Raw genomic sequence first — 22705 nt, 5'->3', positions numbered from 1 at the left:
CTCTGCCGTAAATGAGGCCTGTTTAAAGTCCTGCTCCGCACCTTTGTGATGCCCTGTTCTGCACCTTGCTAAAGGCGACGCGCTATGTCTTGCGGTGCTGCTTGTACTGCTCGGCAACCTGTTCAAAGTAGTGCGTCAGGTAGTCGATACAGACCTGAACTTTCAGCGGCAGCTTGTCTTTTTCGGTGTATAACGCATAAACCGGACGCGGGTCGGATTGATAGTGTGGGAATAAAATATCGATCTCTCCGCTCTTGATCTCATCTACCACCCACATCATCGGGACATAGGCGATGCCGTTGCCTGCCTTAAGCCAGCGAATTAACGTCTGGGAGTCATTGGTGACGAAACGCCCCTGAGGTGACAAACGAGTCACAAGGCCTTCGGATGCAATCAATTCAAAATTGTTGTCGGGGCGAACGCTGTATTCCAGCCAGGCGAATTTTGTAATGTCTGCCGGTTTTTCGGGTGTTCCATGCTGCGCCAGGTAGGATTTAGCGGCACACACCACCATGGGCATTGCCCCCAGCCTGCGTGAAAACAGACTGGAATCTTTCAATGCGCCCACACGAATAACCACGTCCAGGCCATCGGCGATTAAATCGGGGGCAGGAATGCCGGTGACAAGATTGACACTCAGGCCGGGATAGTCACGCAACATATCACTGGTCATGCCGGCCAGGACGTTCTGCGCCATCGTGGAGGAACTGCCAATCCGTAACACCCCGACAGGCGTATTATTAAACGCATATAACTGCTCATGTACCTGGCTGGCTTCAGCCAGCATGCGGCGGCAACCCTGATAGTAAATTTTCCCCGCTTCGGTCAGGCCGATGCTGCGTGTGCTGCGATTGAGTAACTTAACCTGAAGGGCATCTTCCAGCCTGGCGATTATCTGGCTGATGGATGACACGCTGAGATGAAGCTGTCGTGCGGCCGCCGTGAAAGAACCTAATTCAACCACTTTGGCAAATATCGACATACCTTTAAGTCGTTCCATTGTTTACTCTGGCTAAAAAGTGATTTAGATCACATTCAGTAGAAAACGTATAGTTAAGCGCGTTACTATAAGCGTACCGGGGTATCACCTGGCGACGCTTCATTACCTGAAAACACCCGATGATACGCTATTATTAAGCCAGCCGTAGTTCAGATGTGGCTTAGGGCGCAGGCTTTTGCGTCGATCAAGGCGGTGGACTATCCCGGCCGTGTCGAACTAAGGATTTTTAATGAGTGTACTTCCGGTCTTTGTCATGTTTGGGCTCTCTTTTCCGCCCATTTTTATCGAACTCATCGTTTCACTTATGCTGTTTTGGCTGGTGAAACGCGTGCTGACGCCCAGTGGTATTTACGATCTTGTCTGGCACCCGGCACTCTTCAATACAGCTCTCTACTGCTGTGTATTTTATTTAGTATCCCGTTTATTCGTTTGAGGTTTACGTGAACACGCTTATAAGAAAAATCGCGCGTTACGCGATCACCATCCTGCTGGTCATCATCGCCGTTATCATCATATTCCGTGCCTGGGTGTTCTACACCGAATCGCCCTGGACGCGTGACGCCAGATTTGCAGCCGACGTGGTGGCCATTTCTCCTGATGTCACTGGGTTAATTACGGATGTGCCGGTTCATGACAACCAGCTCGTTAAAAAAGGCGATACACTGTTTGTTGTCGATCGTCCCCGCTATCAAAAGGCGCTGGATGAAGCCCAGGCAGATGTAGAATATTACCAGGCGCTAGTGAATGAAAAACGCCGTGAGGCCGGACGTCGTAACCAACTCGGCACCTCTGCGATGTCGCGTGAAGCCATCGAGCAATCCAATAACGATTTGCAAACCACAGAACACCAGCTGGCGAAATCTGTTGCGACCCGCGATCTGGCGAAAATTGATCTGGAACGGACCACGATTAAGGCACCGTCAGACGGCTGGGTGACGAACCTGAATGTTTACCAGGGTGAATTCATTACGCGCGGCTCGGTTGCGGTCGCCCTGGTGCAGCAGCACTCCTTTTATGTGCTGGCCTATCTGGAAGAGACCAAACTGCACGGCGTCAGACCGGGCTTTCGGGCAGAGATCACGCCATTGGGCAGCAACATCACCTTACGTGGCACCGTGGACAGCATTGCGGCAGGCGTAACCAACAGCAGTAGCAGTGTTGACAGCAAGGGGATGGCAACCGTTCAGTCTAATCTGGAATGGGTTCGCCTGGCTCAGCGCGTACCGGTCCGCATCCGACTTGATCAGCAGCCTGGTAATCAGTTCCCTGCCGGCACGACGGCGACCGTGGTGATTACTGGCGCGGAGGATCGTCCGCACCAGGCGGTTTCACCCATGATGTCCTTCTTTAACCGCCTGCGTGAGTTTGGTTAAGAGGGCGATATGATCGAATTTCTGCGTTTCCCGATAAAGCTGACCTTTGCGCTGGTGGCAGCGTTGATGATCGGCTTTCATCTCAACCTTGAAACACCGCGCTGGGCAGTGATGACCGCCGGGATTGTTGCAGGGGGAACGGCGTTTGCGGCAGGAGGCGATCCCTACTCTGGCGCATTACGCTATCGCGGTCTTCTGCGTATTATCGGTACTTTAATTGGCTGTGTTGCCGCTCTGGTTATCATGATTGCCACTGTGCGAGCGCCAGTGGTCATGCTGTTGCTGTGCTGTATCTGGGCCGGTTTTTGCGTATGGCTTTCGTCGCTGATTAAAGTCGAAAATTCCTATGCGCTCGGTCTCGCGGGCTATACCGCATTAATTATCGTGGTCACGGCAAACGCCAGCGGCGGCCTTACGCTGGTTCCGCAATATGCGGTGGAACGCTGTAGCGAAATTATCCTGGGCATCCTTTGCGCCATTCTGGCAGATATGATTTTTTCCCCGCGCTCCATTAAAAAAGTGATTGATGCCGAGGTGACGTCGCTGCTGGTGGCCCATTACCGGTTGCTGCAACTGTGTGTGGCGCATCAGGACAAAGAGGAAGTCGATAAAGCCTGGAGTGCGCTGGTACGACGCACAACGGCGCTGAGCAGTATGCGTAGCCAGTTAATGATGGAGTCGTCACGCTGGCAAAATACCAGCCGCCGTCTGCAGATGCTAAACACGCTATCGCTGACGCTGATTACACAGGCGGCGGAAACGTTTTTGATTCAGAACTCACGTCCTGAGTACATTCCCACGCAGTATCGCGTGCTGACGGAAAAAGAGGCCACGACGCCAGAAGATGTGCATAAACGTCTGAAAACGATGCGGCGACTCATGGCAGCCAGCAGTAAAACCGTGCCGGAAACGTTGGGGAGTTGGATGAGTGCCGCAACGGAATACCAGCTGTTGATTCATGGTGTGAAGAGCAATAGTCGTATTACCGATCTGGAAGCGCGCATTCTCCAGCGAGAAGTCGTGATTCAGGCGCGTTCGGCAGAAACCCACCATGCGATGATAAATGGTATTCGTACGTTTGTGGCGACGGCACTGGGCTCATTATTCTGGCTCTATACCGGCTGGACTTCAGGTAGTGGCTGTATGGTCATGCTTGGCGTGATTACCGCCCTGGCGATGCGCATGCCTAATCCGCTCATGATGGCGAAAGACTTCGTTTATGGCATGACGGTCGCGATACCGCTGGGGGCGCTTTATTTTATGTACATCTTGCCCAATACGCAGCAAAGCGCTCTGCTGCTGTGCATTGCCATCGGTTTACTGGGCTTTATTTCAGGCATTCTCATTCAACGCCGCCAGATTGGTACGCTGGGCGCGATGGCCGGTACGATTAACGTCCTGGTGCTGGATAATCCGATGCAGTTCAACTTTACGGTTTTTATCGATAACGCACTGGGGCAGTGGATCGGGAGTTTTCTTGCCTTAATGGTGATTCTGCTGATCCGTGATAAATCGAAAGCGCGAACAGGACGTAAATTGCTTAACCGCTTTATGTATGCTGCGGTGTCGGCAATGACCACCAATAAGGCGCGCCGGCGTGAAAACCATTTGCCAGCATTGTACCAGCAGCTCTTCTTATTGCTTAACCTGTTTCCCGGCGACATCGACAAATACCGCATCGCCCTGACGTTAATCATTGGACATCAACGATTGCGTGCGGCAGACGTGCCGATTAATGCGGAGCTTTCCGCCTTCCACCGCCAGTTACGGCAAACGGCCGATCGTATCATTGCCGTCCGTAGTGATGAGAAGCGCCGTTATTATTTCCAACGCTTGCTGCGCGAGCTGGATGTCTATCAGGAAAAGCTGGCCCTTTATGATGCACCGGACAGTGTTACCGAGCCGGTGAAACGGCTGTCTGAGATGCTTTCAAAGTATCAAAATACGCTCGTCCAAATCTGAATTTGGGCCGTCAGCCATGCTGGCGGCCCTTTCACTTTCCTTCCTTCCCCGACCTGTCATTTTTGCCATCTATACTTTCCTGAAGTAAAAACAAACTGACAGGAGTAACGCAGATGCCTTCTTCACTGCAAGACAGCGAACTGTTCCAGACCGGCTATTTAGTCAACGGGCAGTGGCTGAGGACGACGTCGACTTTTGACGTAACCAATCCTGCAACGGGGGACGTTGTTGCTCAGGTGGCGAAAGCCGGTAAAAAGGAAACCGAAGACGCGATTAAGGCTGCACAAGATGCCTTTCCCGCCTGGCGGGCGCAGACGGCTAAAGCGCGTTCAGCGCTGCTTTACCGCTGGTATACGTTAATCATTGAAAACAAACGCTGGCTTGCTGAGCTCATGACAACGGAGCAGGGCAAACCGCTTAAAGAAGCGGAAGGCGAGGTTGAGTACGCCGCCAGTTTCATCCAGTGGTTTGCCGAGCAGGCCAAACGAGCCAACGGTGAAATCATTCCGCCTGCTAAAGCGGGGTCGCGTATCCTGGCCACGCGGGAACCCGTTGGTGTTGTAGCGGCGATCACCCCGTGGAACTTCCCGATGGCCATGTTGACCCGTAAGTTAGGTCCGGCGTTAGCAGCAGGATGTACAGGGATCATCAAGCCTGCCAACAATACGCCGCTTTCTGCGTTTGCCTTGCTGGCTTTGGCAAAGAAAGCCGGTATCCCGGACGGCGTGCTTAACGGCGTGGCAGGGGATACGCATGCTATCAGCGATGCGATTATGGCGAGCAACGCCGTACGTAAAATCTCGTTCACCGGTTCGACGGCGGTGGGCAAAACGTTGATGCGCAATGCGGCCGAGACCATGAAAAAAGTGTCGATGGAGTTGGGGGGCAACGCGCCCTATATCGTGTTTGAGGATGCAGATATTGATGCTGCCGTTCAGGGCGCTATTGCCAATAAATTCCGTAACGCGGGCCAGGTGTGCGTCAGCGTAAACCGTTTTTTTGTTCATAATGCGATCTATGAGCGTTTCACAACGCAACTGGCAGATGAGGTCAATAAACTCAAAGTGGGTAACGGTATGGACAGCGGCGTCATTGTCGGACCGTTAATTGAGCGTTCGGCGTTAGAAAAAGTGGAAGAACATGTTAACGATGCGGTTGCCCAGGGTGGCAAGGTGCTCGCGGGCGGTAAGCGACATGCGCTGGGCGGCAATTTCTGGCAGCCTACGGTCATCGTCGATGCGCATGAAGGCATGAAGCTGGCTCAGGAAGAAACATTTGGCCCGGTTGCGGCGTGCTTCCGGTTTGATGATGAAGACGAGGTTATTCGTCGGGCGAACCAAACCGAATACGGGCTGGCGGCGTATTTTTATACGCAGAATCTGCAACGTGTCTTCCGCGTTTCCTCGGCGCTGGAAAGTGGGATGATAGGCATCAATGAGTGTGCTGTCTCGACAGAGCTGGCTCCCTTCGGCGGTGTGAAAGCGTCGGGACTGGGCCGGGAAGGATCGGTGCTGGGAATGGAAGAGTACCTTGAGGTCAAAGCGCTGCACCTTGGCGGTTTAAGTTAAACGGCTATCTGGGCGGCACCGGGCCGCCCAGCGACGAATAACAGGAGTCACCTGTATGAGAGTCGAGCGTTTTGATTTTAATGAGATTGTCGATCAGGCCCATTTCTTCCGGCAATTCTGTGAACGCTTTTCCCTGAAAGCGCGCTATATCTGCGATTTGGATGGATTGTGGGATGTGATTGTCTGCAGAGGGCTACCTTTGCCCATCAAAATAGAGTTTGTGAACCTGGGGCAGGGACAGAAGCGGCGCTACGGTGCCTTGATTCTGCTGTTCGACGAGGCGGAGGAGGAACTGGAAGGGCAACTGCAGTTTAACGTGCTCTCATCTTCAACACGCTAAGGTCGGCTGTGATCATCAGGCTTAATGCCTTGTCCGCGTAAGTAAACATTATTTCTCGAGCATCCTCGCAACGTTAACGCTTACTGACGCCTCGCTTTTTCTGGTCGTGATACTCTGCCCGCCAATCATCAGGACAGGTCACATGAAAAGTAAAAGAGGCACGCCCACGCCACATGATGCGACTTTCCGGCAATTTTTGTCCCAGCCTACGATTGCCCGTGATTTTATGGAACTGCACCTTCCCGCAGCGCTGCTCGCCCTGTGCGATCTGAATACATTAAAACTGGAATCGGGTGCTTTTGTGGAGGAGGATCTGCGGCAATATTTCAGCGATGTGCTGTATAGCATGAAAACTACAAGCAGAGAGGATGGCTACATCCATGTCTTAATCGAACACCAGTCATCACCGGATAAGCATATGGCGTTCAGACTGATGCGCTATGCCATTGCGGCAATGCAGCGGCATCTTGACGCAGGGAACAAACGGCTACCGTTAGTCATCCCGGTTCTGTTCTATAGCGGCAAACGTAGCCCGTATCCTTACAGTACCCGCTGGCTTGATGAGTTTGCAATGCCCGTGCTCGCCAGTGAACTGTATGGCAACGCTTTTCCGCTGGTGGACGTGACGGTTATTCCGGATGAGGACATTATCGGTCACCGCAGCATGGCGGCTTTAACATTGCTGCAAAAGCATATACATCAAAGAGAGTTGACAGAACTCATCGATAAGCTGGCTCCCGTCTTACTGGCTGGATATCTCTCTTCATCGCAAGTGATATCGTTGGTACACTATCTCTTGCAGGCAGGCGAAACAGCCGACGCCGACATTTTCGTCAGGACGCTGGCACAGCGAGTACCGCAACATGAGGATGCATTGATGACTATTGCACAGCAGCTTGAGCAGAAAGGCATTGAAAAGGGCATTCAGCTCGGTGAGCAACGTGGTCTGGAGAAAGGACGCAGCGAGGGAGAGCGTGCGGCCGCGCTGAAGATCGCACGCACGATGCTGCAAAATGGTTTGCATCCCCGTGTTGTCGCCGAGATGACAGCACTCTCTGATGACGACTTAGCGCAACTCTGTCATTAAATACGTCACCCATTTCGCGTCAGAGCACCTCATGCGCAAGCCAGTTCCTTTCTTTTAACGCGCCTGAGTGTTGTGCCGCTGGCGCGATCGTTAGCCGATGTCCGTTTTCCTGCGCCTTACGGCTGTCAGGTTCTGCCTCGCCGTTTCAGACAGAAAAAAGCCCCGGCGACCGGGGCTAAAGGGTTCGTCATGAACAGACGAGGAACTATTTATAAAGCTGTGCGGTGAGGTGATAGCTGTCACCGGTATTTGCTTCAATGATTTTGTACGCGCTTGCGCCTTGCTCATCAGCTTTTTGAGACAGCTGAGCCCGATAATCAATCGGAGAGCCTGCTACACCGCTGATGCTTACGGTTCCGGCAGGTTGTAAGTTCTGTGCTTGTTCGGCGGTCACCAGCTGTGCAGCGGAAGCGCCGAATGTCATAGCAGAAAGAAGACTTACTGTTGCGATGGTTGCTTTGATGTTCATGTTTATTTCCTCATAACTGTCAACAACCTACGGAGTCAAAACACAGAGCGGGTTGTCGATTAATTTCAGATGCGGCACGATTGCCGTCGATGTATTACTTATAAAGTTCAGCGGTAACGTGGAACGTATCGTCGCGATTATTTTCAATGACGCGATAGTGACCCGCACCCTGGGCATCTGCCTTTTGAGACAGAACCTGGCGAACATTCGTCTGATCGCCGTCGATGCCGCTGACGGTGATGGTTTGATTCAGGGGCTGCAGGTTCATTTCCTGCGCCTGTTGATTTGTTACCGGGCTGGCGGCATGGGCACCAAAGGACAGGAGCGAAGCCAAACTCAGGGCGGCAAAGGTTAATGTGGTTTTCATTACTCTTCTCCAGCAATGTTAATTAACCAGTGAGCATGTGGTCTCATCTGGTTACCTGTCAGTTCAAACGCTTTTATTTGTACAACTCAGCGGTGGCGTGATAGTTGCCATCGTTGTAAGCCTCGATAACACGAAAAGCTTTAGCGCCGTGTTGATCCGCTTTCTCACTCAGTTGCTGTCTGATATCTGATGGCGCACCGGCGACACCACTAACGCTCACAGTGCCGACAGAGTGCAGATTCTGAGCATCCGCAGCAGAAACATATTCAGCTGCAGATGCACCAAATGACAGGGCAGAGAGAATGCTTAAAGCAGCGATGGTAGTTTTAATTTTCATGAAAGATGTCCTCGTCGTGGCTGTTCTTCTTTTTTATTAGTGTGATTCACATCACGAAAGTAAGTATAGGACTAATAACGGCGGAAATTAATATCTGCCTAATAATGTTTTGTAGTCATACTTTAACCTTATGGGATTTTTTTATAACTAAACGTTATTAAAAGCGGTTAAAAAACGGCCTTTGGCAGGTAATTACTTATAAAAACAGTAAGATGCGCAACTTTAACTTTTGGTGCGGAAATTTATGGTCGATCAGGCTGCTTGTGAACATAACCTCAAAGGATAGCACCATCGATGCGGTGTAGAGCAGTGTAAAATAGCGTGGAAAAGTAGTCAGGATAAAGGGTATGACCAATAGTACAAGGTAAATAGCGGCAATGAGATAGGCTCAACTCGTTGATAATAGAGCGTTTAAACAGAAGAGAACACAAGGAGGAACGCGCTGCAGATCAACCGGCAGATGCGCTGCCGGTCAGAGATAAAGGCTAAAGTTCTTGTTCAAACAATACCAGAATAGCATCGTGCAGCTGCCTGACAGTAAAGGCGCGTGCTGGCGTGATAAAAATGGTGTCGTCTCCTGCAATCGTGCCCAGGATTCCTTCGGACTTACCTAATGAGTCAAGTAAACGTGCAATTAACTGTGCGGCACCCGGGCTGGTATGAATCACGACCAGAGCATCGTTATAGTCAATATCAAGCACCAGATTCTTCAGAGGACTGGTGGTAGTCGGCACGCCCAGTTCCGCAGGTAAACAGTAAACCATTTCCATTTTGGCATTGCGGGTGCGCACCGCGCCAAATTTCGTCAGCATACGAGAAACTTTTGACTGATTAATGTTCTCGAAGCCGTCTTCCTGAAGCGCCTGAACAATCTCGCCCTGAGAGCTGAATTTTTCTTCTTTTAATAATGCCTTGAAGGCTTTAATCAGATCGTCTTGTTTCGATGGGTTTCGCATAATTTACCAGTATACGTAAGACAAACCGCGAACCAGGCCGCAGCAAAGACATTATTATGCATATAAATGAATTTTTATGCAATAGGTTATTAATTGTACTGCGAGGTCATCATCGCGGGCGGCGATAATAGCAAAGAATCTCCTCAGACCAAAACCCAGCTCACAGCCTGAAAAGGCAAAGGTTGCAAAGGTGTTATATTATTGATGAGGTAAGAAAATAAAAATGTACATTGCCGATCTCTTTCTGCGGATAATACGGTTGCCAGTTCACGGGTATAATGTTTACAGCCTGTTAGTGAGAATGATGCCTTCATCATTTGTTACTAAAGTAAGCCTGAACCGGGAATTGCCTGACTCGCGTGAGTAACCTGGCGAGTAAGGGACAGGAAGATGATGTGTCATTTTTTATCCGGCGCTTCTGTATTGAAGCAGGTAGAGCAGGCACCGGACAAACGTCATCCACTGAGCCGTTGGTTACGCTCTGATACAGATGGAATATCGGATCTTCTCTGCCCCACCTTAATAAGGAGTTATGAATGAAAGTTGCCGTTCTCGGTGCCGCGGGTGGCATAGGCCAGGCGCTCGCACTTCTACTCAAAACCCAGCTTCCAGCAGGTTCAGAACTGTCTCTTTACGATATCGCGCCTGTCACGCCGGGCGTGGCAGTAGATCTCAGCCATATTCCCACCGCAGTAAAGGTGCAGGGGTTCAGCGGTGAGGATGCGAAACCAGCCCTGAAAGGGGCCGACGTTGTGCTTATTTCCGCGGGTGTGGCACGCAAACCGGGCATGGATCGTGCGGATCTCTTTAATGTTAACGCCGGCATCGTCAGCAACCTGATCGAGCAGGTGGCGACTACCGCCCCTAAGGCGCTGATTGGTGTCATTACCAACCCTGTTAATACGACCGTGGCGATTGCGGCGGAAGTGCTCAAAAAACACGGCGTCTACGATAAGAATCGTCTGTTCGGTGTCACTACGCTGGACATCATCCGTGCAAACACCTTCGTTGCGGAGCTTAAAGGTAAACAACCTGGCGAAGTTGAAGTGCCTGTCGTCGGTGGGCATTCCGGTGTGACCATCCTGCCACTGTTGTCTCAGGTGCAGGGCGTCAGCTTCAGTGAGCAGGAAGTGGCTGACCTGACCAAACGTATCCAGAATGCGGGTACTGAGGTCGTTGAGGCCAAGGCCGGTGGCGGCTCTGCTACATTGTCTATGGGCCAGGCAGCTGCCCGTTTTGGATTATCGCTGGTGCGTGCATTGAATGGCGAAGCGAACGTAGTGGAATGTGCTTATGTTGAAGGTGAAGGAAAGTATGCCCGCTTCTTCTCCCAACCGCTGCTGCTGGGCAAGAATGGGGTTGCTGAGCGCAAGCCCATCGGCGCATTAAGTCCGTTTGAACAGCAGGCACTGGAAGGCATGCTTGAAACGCTGAAAAAAGATATCGCGCAGGGCGAAGCCTTTGTGAAGCAATAAAGCGTTTCAGACAACATAACGCCCGGTTCGACCGGGCGTTTTTTATTGCGTTCTGATACCTAACCTGAACAAGATTACGCGCTGTCTCGCTGCGCACCAATCCGCTCTTAACCGGCCCGTTACGGCAATTTTTATTCTCAGAGCCCACCTGAGCGGAACGTTCGGGTGGTCGATGCGCTATTACCTGTCGGCGTTTTTCGGCTCAGCGCTTCTACGCGCATCTGGAACGGCGGGAACGGCATTTCAATGCCATGCTCTGCAAAGCCATGTAAAATAAGCTGATGCAGTTCATGGCGAAGCGGCATTCGATGGCCCATTTCCGCCGCATGCACGCGCAGTTCAAACAACTGAATTCCCTGCTGTAAATCCACCAGGAACACTTCAGGTGGCGGTGTATCCAGCACATAGCTGCAGCGCTCTGCCGCCTGTTTAAGCAGGGTAGTGACTTCTTCACTGCTAACGGTAGCGGGGGCAGGGATGGTCAGCACCACACGCGTGACGGAATCGGAAAGCGACCAGTTAACAAACTGCTCAGTAATGAACGCCTTATTGGGCACGATAATCTCTTTGCGATCCCAGTCAGTGATCGTGGTTGCGCGGGTATTGATGCGCGTAATGCTGCCGGTAAGGTCGCGGATGGTCACGGTATCACCGATACGAATCGGTTTTTCAAACAGGATAATCAGGCCGGAAATAAAGTTCGCGAAAATCTCCTGCAGACCAAATCCCAGCCCGACGCCCAGACCGGTAACCAGCCATTGTAGTTTTGACCACTCAATGCCAATGAGTGAGAAGCCCAGCAAGCCACCGATCAGCAACAGCACATATTTTGTCAGCGTGGTGATGGCATAACCGGTGCCCGGTGACAAATCAAGATGCTGCAGTAACGCAAGCTCAAGCAGAGCCGGCATATTGCGCACCAGTTGTGTGGTAATCACGAATACCAGAATGGCAATCAGGACGGCACCCAGCGTAATAGGTTGAATGCTTTCGACGCCCTGAACGGAGGTATTCACGTCCCACAGACGAATATTTTCAAGGAAACCAAATGCAGAGTGGATTTCTGACCACAGGACGATGACCGATACCAGCGCGATAAGTGTCAAAATGGAGCGTACCAGACGCAGCGACTGGGCACTGATGGCGTCCAGGTCGATAACAGGCTCTTCAATTTCAATCACGTCCGTATTTTGTGCGGCCTGATCTTTCTCCTCTTCGTTGCGCGCACGGTTGGCGAGCATATCGGCACGGCGTTGGCGTGCGCGATCAAAGCCCAGCCTGCGTCGCTGAATCAGCATCCAGCGGCGAATGATGTGGTAAATCACCAGCAGGAAAAACCAGATCGCCACAGAGGTTTCCAGACGGGCGAGCAGCGCCTGCGCGGTTTCAAGATAGCCCGTCATTGACGCAAGGGCGGCTACCAGTGGAATAGCGATCATTAGATTCCACAGCAGGCGGTTAATCATATTCTCGCCGCTGCCCTCTTTATCGAGATAAAGCGGTATGCCTGCACGCTTCAGGCTTACCGTCACAATACTGAGCGCGCCACAGATCAAAATAAAGCACAGCCGCCCCAGGGTGGCGGAGAACAGGCGATCGTCAAGGTTATCGAAGGTAATCAGCAACATGATCAGCGGCACGATCAGGCCAATACTCAACGAGTAATAGCGCATCGCGCGTGCAACACGCACCTGAGGCCAGCGGAAATGCACGATGAACAGGCCGTTCGGGCGTGCAAACTGTGCGCTGACCATAAAGATCCACAGCAAAGGTAAGGTGGCGGTGATGCCGTCGCCTATCGCCACGGCGACAGGATAGGGCCAGGCATTTTGCAGGCCGTATCCCAGCGTAGCCCAGAGTACCGGCAGCGGCAGCGCCACCAGAATCGACCAGAACACGGTACGGATTGTCAGGCGAAAACGATCCTGCGTCACCTTACCGACTTTGCTGGCTGAGCGTTCAAGGAAAGCATTGAAGTGACGGCGGGTACTGAGACTGAAGCCGACCAGCAGCACCGCACCGAGAATGGGTAATACCGTGCTGCGGCTGGTAAACATCATGGCCAGCGCTTTACCGAGCTGCCCCAGTGTGTCCAGCGTCAGCAGGTGAGACAAGCCGTTAGCCACATCAAGGGGATAACTCAACGAAATCGGGCTGACATCCGCCGTCCAGAACAGGTAGCGGTGCGTCGCATCTTTAACTTCGGTTAGCGCATCCTGTAGCTGCGTGTTCGCCACTTTCAGCTTGGTGATTTCCAGAATCAGCGTATCGCAGCCCGAAATCAACGAGTTAAGCAGTTCGCGTTGCGTTTTAAGCTGCGCATCCAGAATCCGCTTTTGTTCGCTGGTAAAAGGCTGTCCGTCGGGCTGATGGGCCTTACGCAATACGTTTTGCTGTTCGAGCAAATCCTCATAATGCAGTCGCTGAACACGAAGCTGGGCCATCTCATTGTCGATCTGCTGAGACTTCGGCATGTCAGGTAATCGTGCGACCTGCGCGCGAAGGGCATCACCGAGAAGACTGGATGCACCCAGCCATTGAGATTGTTCCCGTAACGTGGACAGTGCCTGGCGGACCTGAATGATTTGATTGGTAGCGAGGCGTTGTTGTGAGGCCACCAGGTCCATTCGCTGCGCCTGCTGATTCAGTGCGCCAGATAACTCGCGGTTAACGTGAAATTGTTTACTGATCGCTGGCGGCAGATCACCGCTGTTTTCCGCCAGCTGTTCTGTCCGGGCCAGTGCAGTTTCTGCCTCGCGCTGACGTTGCTCATTAAGTTGATTACGCAGCGCCTGGAGATAATTATCGAGCTGGGTGACCTTACGCTGGTGGACTTCGGCGCGCATGCGCGCCAGTTCCTGACGGTTATTTGCCGACAGCTGCGCCAGCTCAAACTCATCCACCCGGGCCTTATTCGCGGCATTTTCTGCCTGACGGGCCATCAGCTGTGCCTGGCCGGCTGGCGTGGCAGGGCTGCCCGTGCTCTGCAGACGTCTCTCGCTCTCCGTCAGCGCCCGACGTGCTTCCGTTTGCTGCTGCGGCAGTTGTGACAGGGAATCGCTGATCTCGCGGGCCCGATCCTGCTCCTGTTGAGCCTGGCGTCCTTCCTCAATCAGCTGACTGCTGATTTGCAGAATCTCTTGTTCCAGCTCGGCACTGCTCATTGTGCTGCGTACCGTCTTTACACTGTCGTTGAGTGAGGCGATTTGCTGTCTCAGCTCGCGTGCCAGACGCGGAAAATCATCAATGACCTGTTGATACTGCTGCGCGCGCTCAACGGCATCATCACGTTCAGAAAGGGCCGCCAGTGCAGCTTCAAGCGACTGAATCTGATCGGTTTGCGAAGTGGCGTTTTTAGCGGACTTGACTTCTTCCAGCTGTTGTCTGAGCTGGCTGGCATCTGGCAGGCTGGCGGCAAACGTAGTACTGCTGAGCCCCAGGCTCAGCAGCAAACAGAGGAACGCGCGTACGAACACAGGGCTTACTCTTATTCGACAGCGTCAGACGGTGCGGTGGCCAGAGGCAGGGCGACCGCCATAGGTTGTCCCATCCGGACTTTGCTTTCGGCCTCAAGGCTTTCTGCCAGCCTGACACGGCCAGGCGCAAACAGGTTAATCACGGTCGAGCCCAGCTTGAAGCGGCCCATTTCCTGGCCTTTAAGCAGAACAACGGCACCGTCGTGGTCGGCGGCCGGATAGTGCCAGCGTTTGATAATGCCTTCGCGTGGTGGCGTGACCGTGCCAGCCCAAACGGTTTCAATGCTCCCGACGATAGTCGCGCCCACCAGGATCTGTACCATCGGTCCCATATCGGTCTCGAAGTAACAAATGACCCGTTCGTTACGGGCAAACAGGTTAGGGATGTTGCGTGCGGTCAGAGGATTCACTGAGTAAAGATCGCCTGGCACGTAAATCATTTCACGCAGGATGCCGTTGCACGGCATATGGACGCGGTGATAATCACGCGGTGCCAGATACGTCGTGATAAATTCACCCTCACGAAACAACGCGGCCAGTTGCTCGTTCCCTGCCAGCAGCGCGTCGATCGTATAGTAGTGGCCTTTTGCCTGGAAAATCTGGTCGCCTTCGATATGCCCAAGTTGACTGATGGCACCGTCCGCAGGCAGCGCAATCAGGCTCGCATCCGGATCCACAGGGCGCGCCTCATCCTTTAACGGGCGGACGAAGAAATCGTTGAAGGTGCGGTAACTGGCGGTATCCGGTTTACGTGCTTCAGTCATATCGACTTTATAAAACCAGACGAAGCCGTCAATCACCAGCTTTGTCAGCCAGCCGCCGCGACGGCTTGCGCCCGAGCCAGCAAGTTCAGTCAGCCATTTTTTGGGGAGAATGTGGTTCAAGCCAAGTTTAAAACGATCAAACACCCTAGCCTCCTGGCTATCTTTTATAACATTGACAAAATGGGGGCGGATTGTAGCAGCGCCCCGGTCAGATGGCGACTACGCTGTTACTGGCCTTAATCTTCACTCTCAGCAAAGTTTTTCCGGACTTTCACCTGCGCCATACTGTCCAGAATGCGGTGATAGTTGTCAAAGCGGGATGCGTCGATTTTTCCTTGCTCAACGGCTTCACGGATGGCACAGCTAGGGTCCGAGCCATGTTTGCAGTCACGGAACTTGCATTCGCCTAAAAACTCACGGAATTCGACAAATCCCCGGGTGATTTGTTCCGGCTCCAGATGCCATAAACCGAACTCACGAACGCCGGGCGAATCGATCACATCGCCGCCGTCGGGGAAATGATAAAGCCGGGATGCTGTCGTCGTATGCTGACCCAGACCCGACACGTCGGACACGTCATTGGTCAGAATGGCCGTATCTTCCTGTTGATCAAAACCGAGCAGGGCATTCAACAGGCTCGACTTGCCGACGCCGGACTGTCCCGCAAAGATACTTATCCGGTCAATCAATGCCGCCTGCAATTCACTCAGACCGGCTTTCTCATGGCTGGAGACCATTAAGACCCGATAACCAATCTTGCGATAGATCGCCATTTGCTCATCGACAAACGCGCGGGCTTTATCATCCAGCAGGTCGATTTTATTGAGCACCAGCAGCGGCTCGATATCCAGCGTTTCACTGGCGACCAGATAGCGGTCAATTATGTTCAGGGAGAGCTCGGGCAAAATGGCCGACACGATAATAATCTGATCGATGTTCGCGGCAATAGGTTTAACGCCGTCGTAAAAATCAGGACGTGTCAGTACGCTGGTGCGCTCATGCACCGCTTCAACAATGCCTTTGCAGCCGTTGAGGGCAGGGCGCCAGACCACACGATCGCCCGTCACCAGTGAACGAATCGTCCTGCGAATATTGCAGCGATGCGTAATGCCCGCACTGTCTTCGACATCGGCATGCATGCCAAATCGGCTGACCACAATGCCCTCAGCATCTTCACCAAATAAATTATCGTCCGCTTCCGGGCGCGTTTTGCGCTGATTTAAACGACGATCGTGGTTAGCGCTTACGCGGCGTTGTTGACCTTTCGACAGTTTATTTTTACTCACTCACCCTCACCGGTTTAGCTGGATTTCGCCACAGGGGCAAAACGTCTATGATACACCTTATTGATGACGAATGACGACTCAGCAACCACAGGTAATAGCATGGCCACTGGAAACGAAAATAATTTAATCTGGATTGATTTGGAAATGACCGGGCTCGATCCGGAACGCGATCGTATCATTGAGATTGCCACTCTGGTGACTGATGCCGATCTGAATATTCTGGCGGAGGGGCCGGTGATGGCGGTTCATCAGTCTGATGAACAACTGAGCCTGATGGATGACTGGAACGTCCGTACTCATACTAACAGTGGACTGGTTGCGCGCGTTAAGGCCAGCCAGACAGATGACCGTGCTGCTGAAAAGGCAACGATCGAATTTCTGAAACAGTGGGTGCCAGCCAATACCTCGCCGATCTGCGGCAACAGTATCGGCCAGGATCGCCGTTTTTTGTTTAAGTACATGCCGGAGCTGGAAGCCTACTTCCATTATCGCTATCTGGATGTCAGCACACTGAAAGAACTGGCTCGCCGCTGGAAGCCAGACATCCTGCCAGGCTTCAAAAAGACGGGTTCGCACCAGGCACTGGACGATATTCGTGAGTCTGTTGCCGAGCTTGCTTATTACCGTCAACACTTTTTGCAGCTTTAACCAGCAAAGGGTGCACAGGAAATCGCCATGTTGCTGCAATAATCAGCAAACGCGTTAAAAGCGCAAAATTTTGTTGTCAGCATCTTGCAGCAGCAGCGATTTCTCGTATAATGCGCACCCCGTACCGGTGAAGAATTTATGACGGTACAAGGCGCGGGAATAGCTCAGTTGGTAGAGCACGACCTTGCCAAGGTCGGGGTCGCGAGTTCGAGTCTCGTTTCCCGCTCCAAATGATGTTTAGCAGTATCCTACTATGCGGGAATAGCTCAGTTGGTAGAGCACGACCTTGCCAAGGTCGGGGTCGCGAGTTCGAGTCTCGTTTCCCGCTCCAAAATGTGTTTTGCAGTGCCCTTCTATGCGGGAATAGCTCAGTTGGTAGAGCACGACCTTGCCAAGGTCGGGGTCGCGAGTTCGAGTCTCGTTTCCCGCTCCAGATTTATCGTCACGTTTTTGTTAACAGCCTGTCAGGCTGGCAGCAGTATCAACGACAATTCAGTCCAGTTATCCACAGCCGTTATCGCGTTGTTTGTGCCGTTTTCGCCCTTCTGAAATTTTGTTTTAAACAGAGTTATCCACAGGTTTGTGAATTAAGCCAGACGGTAGACGCATTTGCAAAATAACACAAATTTTATTTAAATTGCTGATTTTTAATGAAATAATAATATTTCATTATGTTATTCTTTTCTGTCAGTTGTGTTATTACGATTGAATGACAACGCGTTTTTATTTTTATTCACAGGATGTGGAAATCCGCGCCTTCTGGACAGTTGCGCAATCAGGCATCACGTGGTAATCCCTTTTCAATGACTCTCACCAGCCGTTTTTGCTGCGCGGGTTGAACATCGATCGCCAGCGCTTTTCGCTTATGTAACTGTTGCGTGATAGCCCACTCAATATGTTCGTCCAGCAGATCGCTTTCGCCACGTCGTTGCTCAAGGACGCTAAGGATCTCTGTATGCCAGGGTGCATTGCCCAGCGCGACGGCAATATTACGGGACCAGCGCTGATAACCAATGCGCCGAATAGGGGACCCTTCCGTAATGCGCAGGAATTTAGCTTCATCCCACTGAAACAGCGCGGTTAACTCTGGGGCATGCAGCGCGGCGCGGGGCGAAAAATCGGCTTCGTCAGTCAACTGCCCATAGCGATTCCAGGGGCAAATCAACTGACAGTCGTCACAGCCATAAATCCGGTTTCCCATGAGCGGCCGAAACTCCTCCGGTATAGCTCCTTCGAGTTCGATCGTCAGGTAGGAAATGCAACGTCGCGCATCGACGGTATAGGGCTCAACAATCGCGCCCGTCGGGCAAATGGTCATGCAGGCAACGCAGCGCCCACACTGTTCTTCCTGCGGCGTATCGATGGGAAGGGGCAGATCGATCAGCAGTTCACCCAGAAAAAACCACGAACCGGCTTCACGATTCAGGATCAGCGAATGTTTACCGGTCCAGCCCAGTCCGGCTTTAGCCGCCAGCGGGCGTTCAAGCAGCGGCGCAGAATCCACAAACGGGCGAAACTGGCTTTCGCCACAGTGCGTCTGGATCATTTCTCCAAGCTTTTTCAGGCGATTGCGCAATACTTTGTGGTAATCGCGGCCCAGCGCGTAACGGCTGACATAACCCAACTGTGGGTTTTTCAGCGTGCTGGCAAACGCGGCTTTCGCGGGCAAGTAGTTCATGCGAACGCTGATCACCCTCAGCGTGCCGGGTAGCAGTTCATGCGGACGTGCGCGCATCATTCCATGGCGGGCCATCCATTCCATTTCGCCATGGTACTGCTTATCCAGCCAGGCTTGCAGGCGCGGTTCTTCTGCGCTGAGATCGGTATCGGTAATACCGACCTGCTGAAAGCCCAGATCGCGTCCCCACTGCTTAATGTGTTGAGCGAGTTGATCAAGATCCAGAGGGTATGACATGACTAACCAGAATCCGAAGAGAAACCGCGGCAGTTTACCACACTCTGTCTGGCCTGCGCAGGCGCTGAAACAACTTGAGCGCGAGGGGGCAGATGCGCTGGGCATTACGCTCTACGAGCTGATGTTACGTGCAGGTCAGGCGGTATATGAACATATTATGGCGCACTGGCCAGAAGCTCAGCACTGGCTGGTGTTGTGCGGTCACGGCAACAACGGAGGCGATGGCTATGTTGTCGCCCGGTTGGCTCAGGCTGCAGGTAAACAGGTGACGTTGCTGGCGTGCGATGGCAGTAAACCTTTACCCGACGAAGCGCGTACTGCGCGAGACGGATGGCTTGAATCGGGCGGCGAAATTCACGCGCCCGACGCCGCCTGGCCTGAAAACGTCGACGTGATCGTAGACGCGTTGTTAGGCACTGGCGTTTCACGGGCGCCGGTTGAGCCTTTATCCACCCTGATTGCACAGATAAATCAGCATAGCGCGCCGGTCGTGGCCATCGATATGCCATCCGGCCTGTCGGCAGAAAACGGCACGACGCCGGGTGAGGCGACAGAAGCCACGCATACGGTGAGCGTGATCGCGTTAAAACCCGGACAGCTCACCGGTAAAGCACGGGATTGTGTCGGACAACTTTATTTCGCCGGTCTGGGTTTACACGACTTTCTGGCAGCACAGCAGCCCCCCATGGCCCGATACGATGCACACAGTTTACGCCAGTGGCTTAAGCCGCGTAAGGCGACTTCCCATAAAGGCGATCAGGGCCGCCTGCTGATTATTGGTGGGGACAGTGGAACCGCGGGCGCTATTCGGATGTCTGCGGAAGCAGCGCTACGCACCGGTAGCGGCTTGGTGCGAGTACTTACTCACAAGGATAATATTGCGCCCATTCTTACCGCGCGCCCGGAAGTGATGGTGGACGAGCTGACGGATACGCGCCTAGATGACGGCATCGCCTGGGCGGATGTGATTGCGATTGGACCGGGGCTGGGACAGCGTGAATGGGGCCAGAATGCACTGGAGAAGGTTAAAAGCGCTGAAAAGCCGATGCTTTGGGATGCTGATGCGCTTAACTTGCTGGCAATAAAGGCAGAGAAACGTCAGAATCGCATTGTAACGCCGCATCCAGGCGAAGCGGCTCGCTTGCTGGGTGTTAAAACCAGCGAAATTGAAAGTGACCGCTTACATGCTGCACAGGAACTGGTGAAACGCTATGGTGGTGTCGTGGTCTTAAAAGGCGCCGGCACCATTATTGCCAGTGAAAGTGGTCAGATGGCTTTTGCCGATGTGGGTAATGCAGGAATGGCATCGGGTGGTATGGGTGATGTGCTCACCGGTATTATTGCCTCGTTGATGGGACAAAAATTGGCGCTGTTTGATGCTGCCTGCGCAGGTTGTGTCGCTCACGGTGCTGCCGCTGATAAGCGAGCGGCACTATGGGGCACGCGCGGTATGCTGGCATCAGACTTATTTGATCTGCTGTGGCAGTTTGTTAATCCAGAGATGAATCAAGAAGCATGAAGAGCTGTGTTATACCTTTGCCCACTGAGGCGGCAACACTCGACCTGGGTGCTCAACTGGCGCATGCCTGTGGCAAGGCGGCGGTTATCTATCTTTACGGCGACCTCGGTGCGGGAAAAACCACATTCAGCCGCGGTTTCTTACAGGCATCCGGCCACGTGGGCAATGTGAAAAGTCCGACCTATACGCTGGTTGAGCCGTATGTTCTGGACGGGCGTGCTGTCTATCATTTTGATCTTTATCGCCTTGCCGATCCGGAAGAACTCGAGTTCATGGGGATTCGTGATTACTTCACCAATGACGCGATTTGTCTGGTGGAGTGGCCGCAACAGGGTGCCGGTATTTTGCCTTCCCCGGATATCGCCTTAACGCTGCGTTATGTCAATGAGGCACGCGAGGCCGAACTGGTGGCACATTCCGAGCAGGGACAGCGCTGGGTGACGCAGATCGAACAAGGCAGGGCACCGGCATGATGTCATGGATGAAAACAGTTATCGTGGCAGGATTGCTACTGGTTGCGGGTCCGCTGTTTGCCGCTAATTTATCGGACATTCAGGTATCAAATGGCGGGAATCAGGCGACAGTAACGCTCAGTTTTTCTGGCCAGCCGGTTTATGCCTATTTTCCCCTACATAATCCCGACCGCGTTGTTCTGGATATCCGTCAAAGTGGCGTGATTAAAGGGCTACCCTTAACGTTTAGCGGCGATAACATCGTAAAGCGCATTCGTACCAGCACGCCAAAAGATAAACAAAGTATCCGGCTGGTTTTTGAGCTAACGCAGTCGGGAAAAACCCGCGCAGTGACACAGCGCAATGGCAGCAATTACAGCGTTGTCTTTACTATTCAGGGTAAGCATCCCGCCGTTACGCGCAGCGCACCTGCTGCCGTGGCAGAATCCCAGCCTACCCGAACGCGACAACGCAATGCCAGCAATCCGTTCAATGCGAATCCGGTCACTACGGTAACCAATACCAATAGCACGGCCGTACCGGGTGGCACGTCCAGCCGCAACGATACGGTGATTGTCGCCATTGATGCGGGACATGGCGGTCAGGATCCCGGCGCAATTGGGCAGCACGGCCTGAAAGAGAAAAACGTCACTATTGCGATTGCGCGTAAATTGAAAGTGCTTTTAAACAATGATCCGATGTTTAAAGGTGTATTGACGCGTGATGGCGACTACTTTATTTCAGTGATGGGCCGGTCAGACGTGGCGCGTAAAGCGAATGCCAACGTGCTGGTCTCTATCCATGCGGATGCTGCCCCCAGCCATGCGGCCACAGGTGCCTCGGTCTGGGTCTTGTCTAACCGTCGTGCAAACAGTGAGATGGCGAACTGGCTGGAGCAAAAAGAGAAACAGTCTGAACTCCTGGGCGGGGCTGGCGATTTACTGGCCAACAGCCAGGCCGATCCTTATCTGAGCCAGGCGGTGCTTGATCTCCAGTTTGGTCACTCGCAGCGCGTCGGATATGACATTGCGGTGAAAGTCATCCAACAGTTGCGCGGTGTGACGTCGTTACACAAACGTTTACCGGAGCATGCCAGCCTTGGCGTGTTGCGTTCGCCGGATATTCCGTCGCTTCTGGTGGAAACCGGATTTATCAGTAATGCCTCGGAGGAGCGACTGCTCGGCAGTAGCGCACACCAGGATAAGATTGCACAGTCAATATATAAAGGACTGCGCGCTTATTTCCTGGCGCACCCGCTACAATCGGTCCCAAAGGAGGAAAACCGGCCGCTGGGCTCGTCGCCAGCGGTCAGCGTAGCCAGTAATCCGGCTACCGGTGAGACGCAGTATACGGGCGCTGTGCAGCGGCATACCGTGACACGTGGAGAGACGCTGTCCGGTATTGCAGCAAAATATGGCGTAAGTATGGCAACGTTACGGCAGATGAATACCCTGAAGCGCGATGTCGTCTGGGTGGGACAGCGACTGAAAGTGCCTGCCAGCGCGGTAGCCAGCAGGACAACGCCAGCTGCAACGACTCCCCGTCGCCCGATCCGACATAAGGTGGTTCGTGGTGATTCACTGAGCAGCATCGCCGCCCATTACGGTGTCAGCCCGAAATCGATCCTTCAGGCGAATAACCTGAAATCAACCAACGTGATGTTGGGTCAAAACCTGAAAATCCCTGCATCCTGATTGTGGGCCCGGCCAGC

General features: G+C 53.0%; 20 protein-coding genes and 3 tRNA genes. 14 read left to right on the top strand and 9 right to left on the bottom strand.

Annotated features, from left to right (window positions below):
* Positions 1-82 precede the first annotated feature (82 nt).
* Positions 83-1000, bottom strand: a complete 918-nt coding sequence (aaeR, locus tag G5574_RS11300) for an HTH-type transcriptional activator AaeR (protein WP_164482628.1) — start codon at positions 998-1000, stop codon at positions 83-85.
* A 229-nt stretch (positions 1001-1229) separates the two neighbouring features.
* Here aaeR and aaeX point away from each other — a divergent pair, with 229 nt between their 5' ends.
* The 6 genes from aaeX to G5574_RS11270 all read left to right on the top strand — a co-directional run bounded on the left by aaeX (position 1230) and on the right by G5574_RS11270 (position 7330).
* Positions 1230-1433 carry a p-hydroxybenzoic acid efflux pump operon protein AaeX gene (gene aaeX, locus G5574_RS11295; protein ID WP_006120970.1) on the top strand — a complete coding sequence of 68 codons (204 nt, stop codon included), beginning with the start codon at positions 1230-1232 and terminating at the stop codon, positions 1431-1433.
* A 7-nt stretch (positions 1434-1440) separates the two neighbouring features.
* Positions 1441-2373 carry a p-hydroxybenzoic acid efflux pump subunit AaeA gene (gene aaeA, locus G5574_RS11290; RefSeq protein ID WP_033740058.1) on the top strand — a complete coding sequence of 311 codons (933 nt, stop codon included), beginning with the start codon at positions 1441-1443 and terminating at the stop codon, positions 2371-2373.
* Positions 2374-2382: 9 nt separating this feature from the next.
* Positions 2383-4335: a p-hydroxybenzoic acid efflux pump subunit AaeB gene (gene aaeB / locus G5574_RS11285; protein ID WP_164482627.1), complete on the top strand. Its 1953-nt coding sequence runs from the start codon at positions 2383-2385 to the stop codon at positions 4333-4335.
* Between the two features lie 113 nt (positions 4336-4448).
* A complete protein-coding gene (locus G5574_RS11280; protein ID WP_039341745.1) occupies positions 4449-5903 on the top strand; it encodes an NAD-dependent succinate-semialdehyde dehydrogenase in 1455 nt (484 codons plus the stop codon).
* Positions 5904-5958: 55 nt separating this feature from the next.
* On the top strand, positions 5959-6243 hold the full coding sequence (locus G5574_RS11275) for a barstar family protein (protein ID WP_033740055.1): 285 nt from the start codon (positions 5959-5961) through the stop codon (positions 6241-6243).
* 142 nt (positions 6244-6385) lie between these two features.
* A complete protein-coding gene (locus G5574_RS11270) occupies positions 6386-7330 on the top strand; it encodes an Rpn family recombination-promoting nuclease/putative transposase (RefSeq protein ID WP_033740054.1) in 945 nt (314 codons plus the stop codon).
* Between the two features lie 205 nt (positions 7331-7535).
* Here the strand turns inward: G5574_RS11270 and yhcN (G5574_RS11265) are convergent, their stop codons facing one another.
* The 4 genes from yhcN (G5574_RS11265) to argR form a co-directional block, all read right to left on the bottom strand.
* A complete protein-coding gene (gene yhcN, locus G5574_RS11265; RefSeq protein WP_006120965.1) occupies positions 7536-7799 on the bottom strand; it encodes a peroxide/acid stress response protein YhcN in 264 nt (87 codons plus the stop codon).
* Positions 7800-7893: 94 nt separating this feature from the next.
* The gene (locus tag G5574_RS11260; protein WP_006120964.1) at positions 7894-8166 is read right to left on the bottom strand and encodes a YdgH/BhsA/McbA-like domain containing protein; all 273 of its coding nucleotides are present in this window, start codon (positions 8164-8166) and stop codon (positions 7894-7896) included.
* 73 nt (positions 8167-8239) lie between these two features.
* Complete coding sequence (gene yhcN, locus G5574_RS11255; RefSeq protein ID WP_039341751.1) at positions 8240-8503, bottom strand: peroxide/acid stress response protein YhcN; 264 nt, start codon at positions 8501-8503, stop codon at positions 8240-8242.
* A 485-nt stretch (positions 8504-8988) separates the two neighbouring features.
* On the bottom strand, positions 8989-9459 hold the full coding sequence (argR, locus tag G5574_RS11250; RefSeq protein WP_006120962.1) for a transcriptional regulator ArgR: 471 nt from the start codon (positions 9457-9459) through the stop codon (positions 8989-8991).
* Between the two features lie 536 nt (positions 9460-9995).
* Here argR and mdh point away from each other — a divergent pair.
* Positions 9996-10934, top strand: coding sequence for a malate dehydrogenase (gene mdh / locus G5574_RS11245; RefSeq protein WP_164482626.1), 939 nt, complete (start codon positions 9996-9998; stop codon positions 10932-10934).
* A gap of 137 nt (positions 10935-11071) precedes the next feature.
* On the opposite strand, the gene mscM is transcribed toward mdh, so the two are convergent.
* The 3 genes from mscM to rsgA all read right to left on the bottom strand — a co-directional run bounded on the left by mscM (position 11072) and on the right by rsgA (position 16460).
* Positions 11072-14410 (bottom strand): miniconductance mechanosensitive channel MscM, encoded by a 3339-nt coding sequence (gene mscM / locus G5574_RS11240; RefSeq protein ID WP_164482625.1) that lies wholly within the window; start codon positions 14408-14410, stop codon positions 11072-11074.
* Positions 14411-14421: 11 nt separating this feature from the next.
* Entirely contained in the window at positions 14422-15318 is an 897-nt protein-coding gene (gene asd / locus G5574_RS11235; RefSeq protein ID WP_164482624.1) for an archaetidylserine decarboxylase, read from the bottom strand.
* Positions 15319-15410: 92 nt separating this feature from the next.
* Complete coding sequence (gene rsgA / locus G5574_RS11230; RefSeq protein ID WP_164482623.1) at positions 15411-16460, bottom strand: small ribosomal subunit biogenesis GTPase RsgA; 1050 nt, start codon at positions 16458-16460, stop codon at positions 15411-15413.
* A 99-nt stretch (positions 16461-16559) separates the two neighbouring features.
* On the opposite strand from rsgA, the gene orn reads away from it, so the two are divergent.
* The 4 genes from orn to G5574_RS11210 all read left to right on the top strand — a co-directional run bounded on the left by orn (position 16560) and on the right by G5574_RS11210 (position 17541).
* Positions 16560-17108 carry an oligoribonuclease gene (gene orn, locus G5574_RS11225; RefSeq protein WP_006120954.1) on the top strand — a complete coding sequence of 183 codons (549 nt, stop codon included), beginning with the start codon at positions 16560-16562 and terminating at the stop codon, positions 17106-17108.
* A gap of 153 nt (positions 17109-17261) precedes the next feature.
* Positions 17262-17337, top strand: a tRNA-Gly gene (locus G5574_RS11220).
* 26 nt (positions 17338-17363) lie between these two features.
* A tRNA-Gly gene (locus tag G5574_RS11215) sits at positions 17364-17439 on the top strand.
* 26 nt (positions 17440-17465) lie between these two features.
* A tRNA-Gly gene (locus tag G5574_RS11210) sits at positions 17466-17541 on the top strand.
* A 342-nt stretch (positions 17542-17883) separates the two neighbouring features.
* On the opposite strand, the gene queG is transcribed toward G5574_RS11210, so the two are convergent.
* Complete coding sequence (gene queG, locus G5574_RS11205; RefSeq protein WP_033740044.1) at positions 17884-19023, bottom strand: tRNA epoxyqueuosine(34) reductase QueG; 1140 nt, start codon at positions 19021-19023, stop codon at positions 17884-17886.
* Here queG and nnr point away from each other — a divergent pair.
* From nnr to amiB, 3 genes are read left to right on the top strand one after another with little or no spacing between them, the layout of a single operon-like run.
* Complete coding sequence (nnr, locus tag G5574_RS11200) at positions 19022-20542, top strand: bifunctional ADP-dependent NAD(P)H-hydrate dehydratase/NAD(P)H-hydrate epimerase (RefSeq protein ID WP_164482622.1); 1521 nt, start codon at positions 19022-19024, stop codon at positions 20540-20542. The two genes, queG and nnr, sit on opposite strands and share 2 nt — an antisense overlap.
* Positions 20539-21015 carry a tRNA (adenosine(37)-N6)-threonylcarbamoyltransferase complex ATPase subunit type 1 TsaE gene (tsaE, locus tag G5574_RS11195; RefSeq protein WP_033740042.1) on the top strand — a complete coding sequence of 159 codons (477 nt, stop codon included), beginning with the start codon at positions 20539-20541 and terminating at the stop codon, positions 21013-21015. Before nnr ends, tsaE begins: the two co-directional genes overlap by 4 nt.
* Entirely contained in the window at positions 21012-22688 is a 1677-nt protein-coding gene (gene amiB, locus G5574_RS11190) for an N-acetylmuramoyl-L-alanine amidase AmiB (RefSeq protein WP_006120946.1), read from the top strand. Before tsaE ends, amiB begins: the two co-directional genes overlap by 4 nt.
* Positions 22689-22705: the final 17 nt, after the last annotated feature.

The sequence above is a fragment of the Pantoea stewartii genome, from assembly GCF_011044475.1.
Classification (GTDB): Bacteria; Pseudomonadota; Gammaproteobacteria; order Enterobacterales; family Enterobacteriaceae; genus Pantoea; species Pantoea stewartii.
This window is presented reverse-complemented; position numbering and strand designations above follow the sequence as displayed.

Excerpts from the sequence above, each read along its gene's own strand:
- aaeR (WP_164482628.1), bottom strand. The coding sequence starts at position 1,000 with ATGGAACGACTTAAAGGTATGTCGATATTTGCCAAAGTGGTTGAATTA.
- aaeX (WP_006120970.1), top strand. The coding sequence starts at position 1,230 with ATGAGTGTACTTCCGGTCTTTGTCATGTTTGGGCTCTCTTTTCCGCCC.
- aaeB (WP_164482627.1), top strand. The coding sequence starts at position 2,383 with ATGATCGAATTTCTGCGTTTCCCGATAAAGCTGACCTTTGCGCTGGTG.
- G5574_RS11280 (WP_039341745.1), top strand. The coding sequence starts at position 4,449 with ATGCCTTCTTCACTGCAAGACAGCGAACTGTTCCAGACCGGCTATTTA.
- G5574_RS11275 (WP_033740055.1), top strand. The coding sequence starts at position 5,959 with ATGAGAGTCGAGCGTTTTGATTTTAATGAGATTGTCGATCAGGCCCAT.
- G5574_RS11270 (WP_033740054.1), top strand. The coding sequence starts at position 6,386 with ATGAAAAGTAAAAGAGGCACGCCCACGCCACATGATGCGACTTTCCGG.
- yhcN (WP_006120965.1), bottom strand. The coding sequence starts at position 7,799 with ATGAACATCAAAGCAACCATCGCAACAGTAAGTCTTCTTTCTGCTATG.
- G5574_RS11260 (WP_006120964.1), bottom strand. The coding sequence starts at position 8,166 with ATGAAAACCACATTAACCTTTGCCGCCCTGAGTTTGGCTTCGCTCCTG.
- yhcN (WP_039341751.1), bottom strand. The coding sequence starts at position 8,503 with ATGAAAATTAAAACTACCATCGCTGCTTTAAGCATTCTCTCTGCCCTG.
- argR (WP_006120962.1), bottom strand. The coding sequence starts at position 9,459 with ATGCGAAACCCATCGAAACAAGACGATCTGATTAAAGCCTTCAAGGCA.
- mdh (WP_164482626.1), top strand. The coding sequence starts at position 9,996 with ATGAAAGTTGCCGTTCTCGGTGCCGCGGGTGGCATAGGCCAGGCGCTC.
- orn (WP_006120954.1), top strand. The coding sequence starts at position 16,560 with ATGGCCACTGGAAACGAAAATAATTTAATCTGGATTGATTTGGAAATG.
- nnr (WP_164482622.1), top strand. The coding sequence starts at position 19,022 with ATGACTAACCAGAATCCGAAGAGAAACCGCGGCAGTTTACCACACTCT.
- queG (WP_033740044.1), bottom strand. The coding sequence starts at position 19,023 with ATGTCATACCCTCTGGATCTTGATCAACTCGCTCAACACATTAAGCAG.
- tsaE (WP_033740042.1), top strand. The coding sequence starts at position 20,539 with ATGAAGAGCTGTGTTATACCTTTGCCCACTGAGGCGGCAACACTCGAC.
- amiB (WP_006120946.1), top strand. The coding sequence starts at position 21,012 with ATGATGTCATGGATGAAAACAGTTATCGTGGCAGGATTGCTACTGGTT.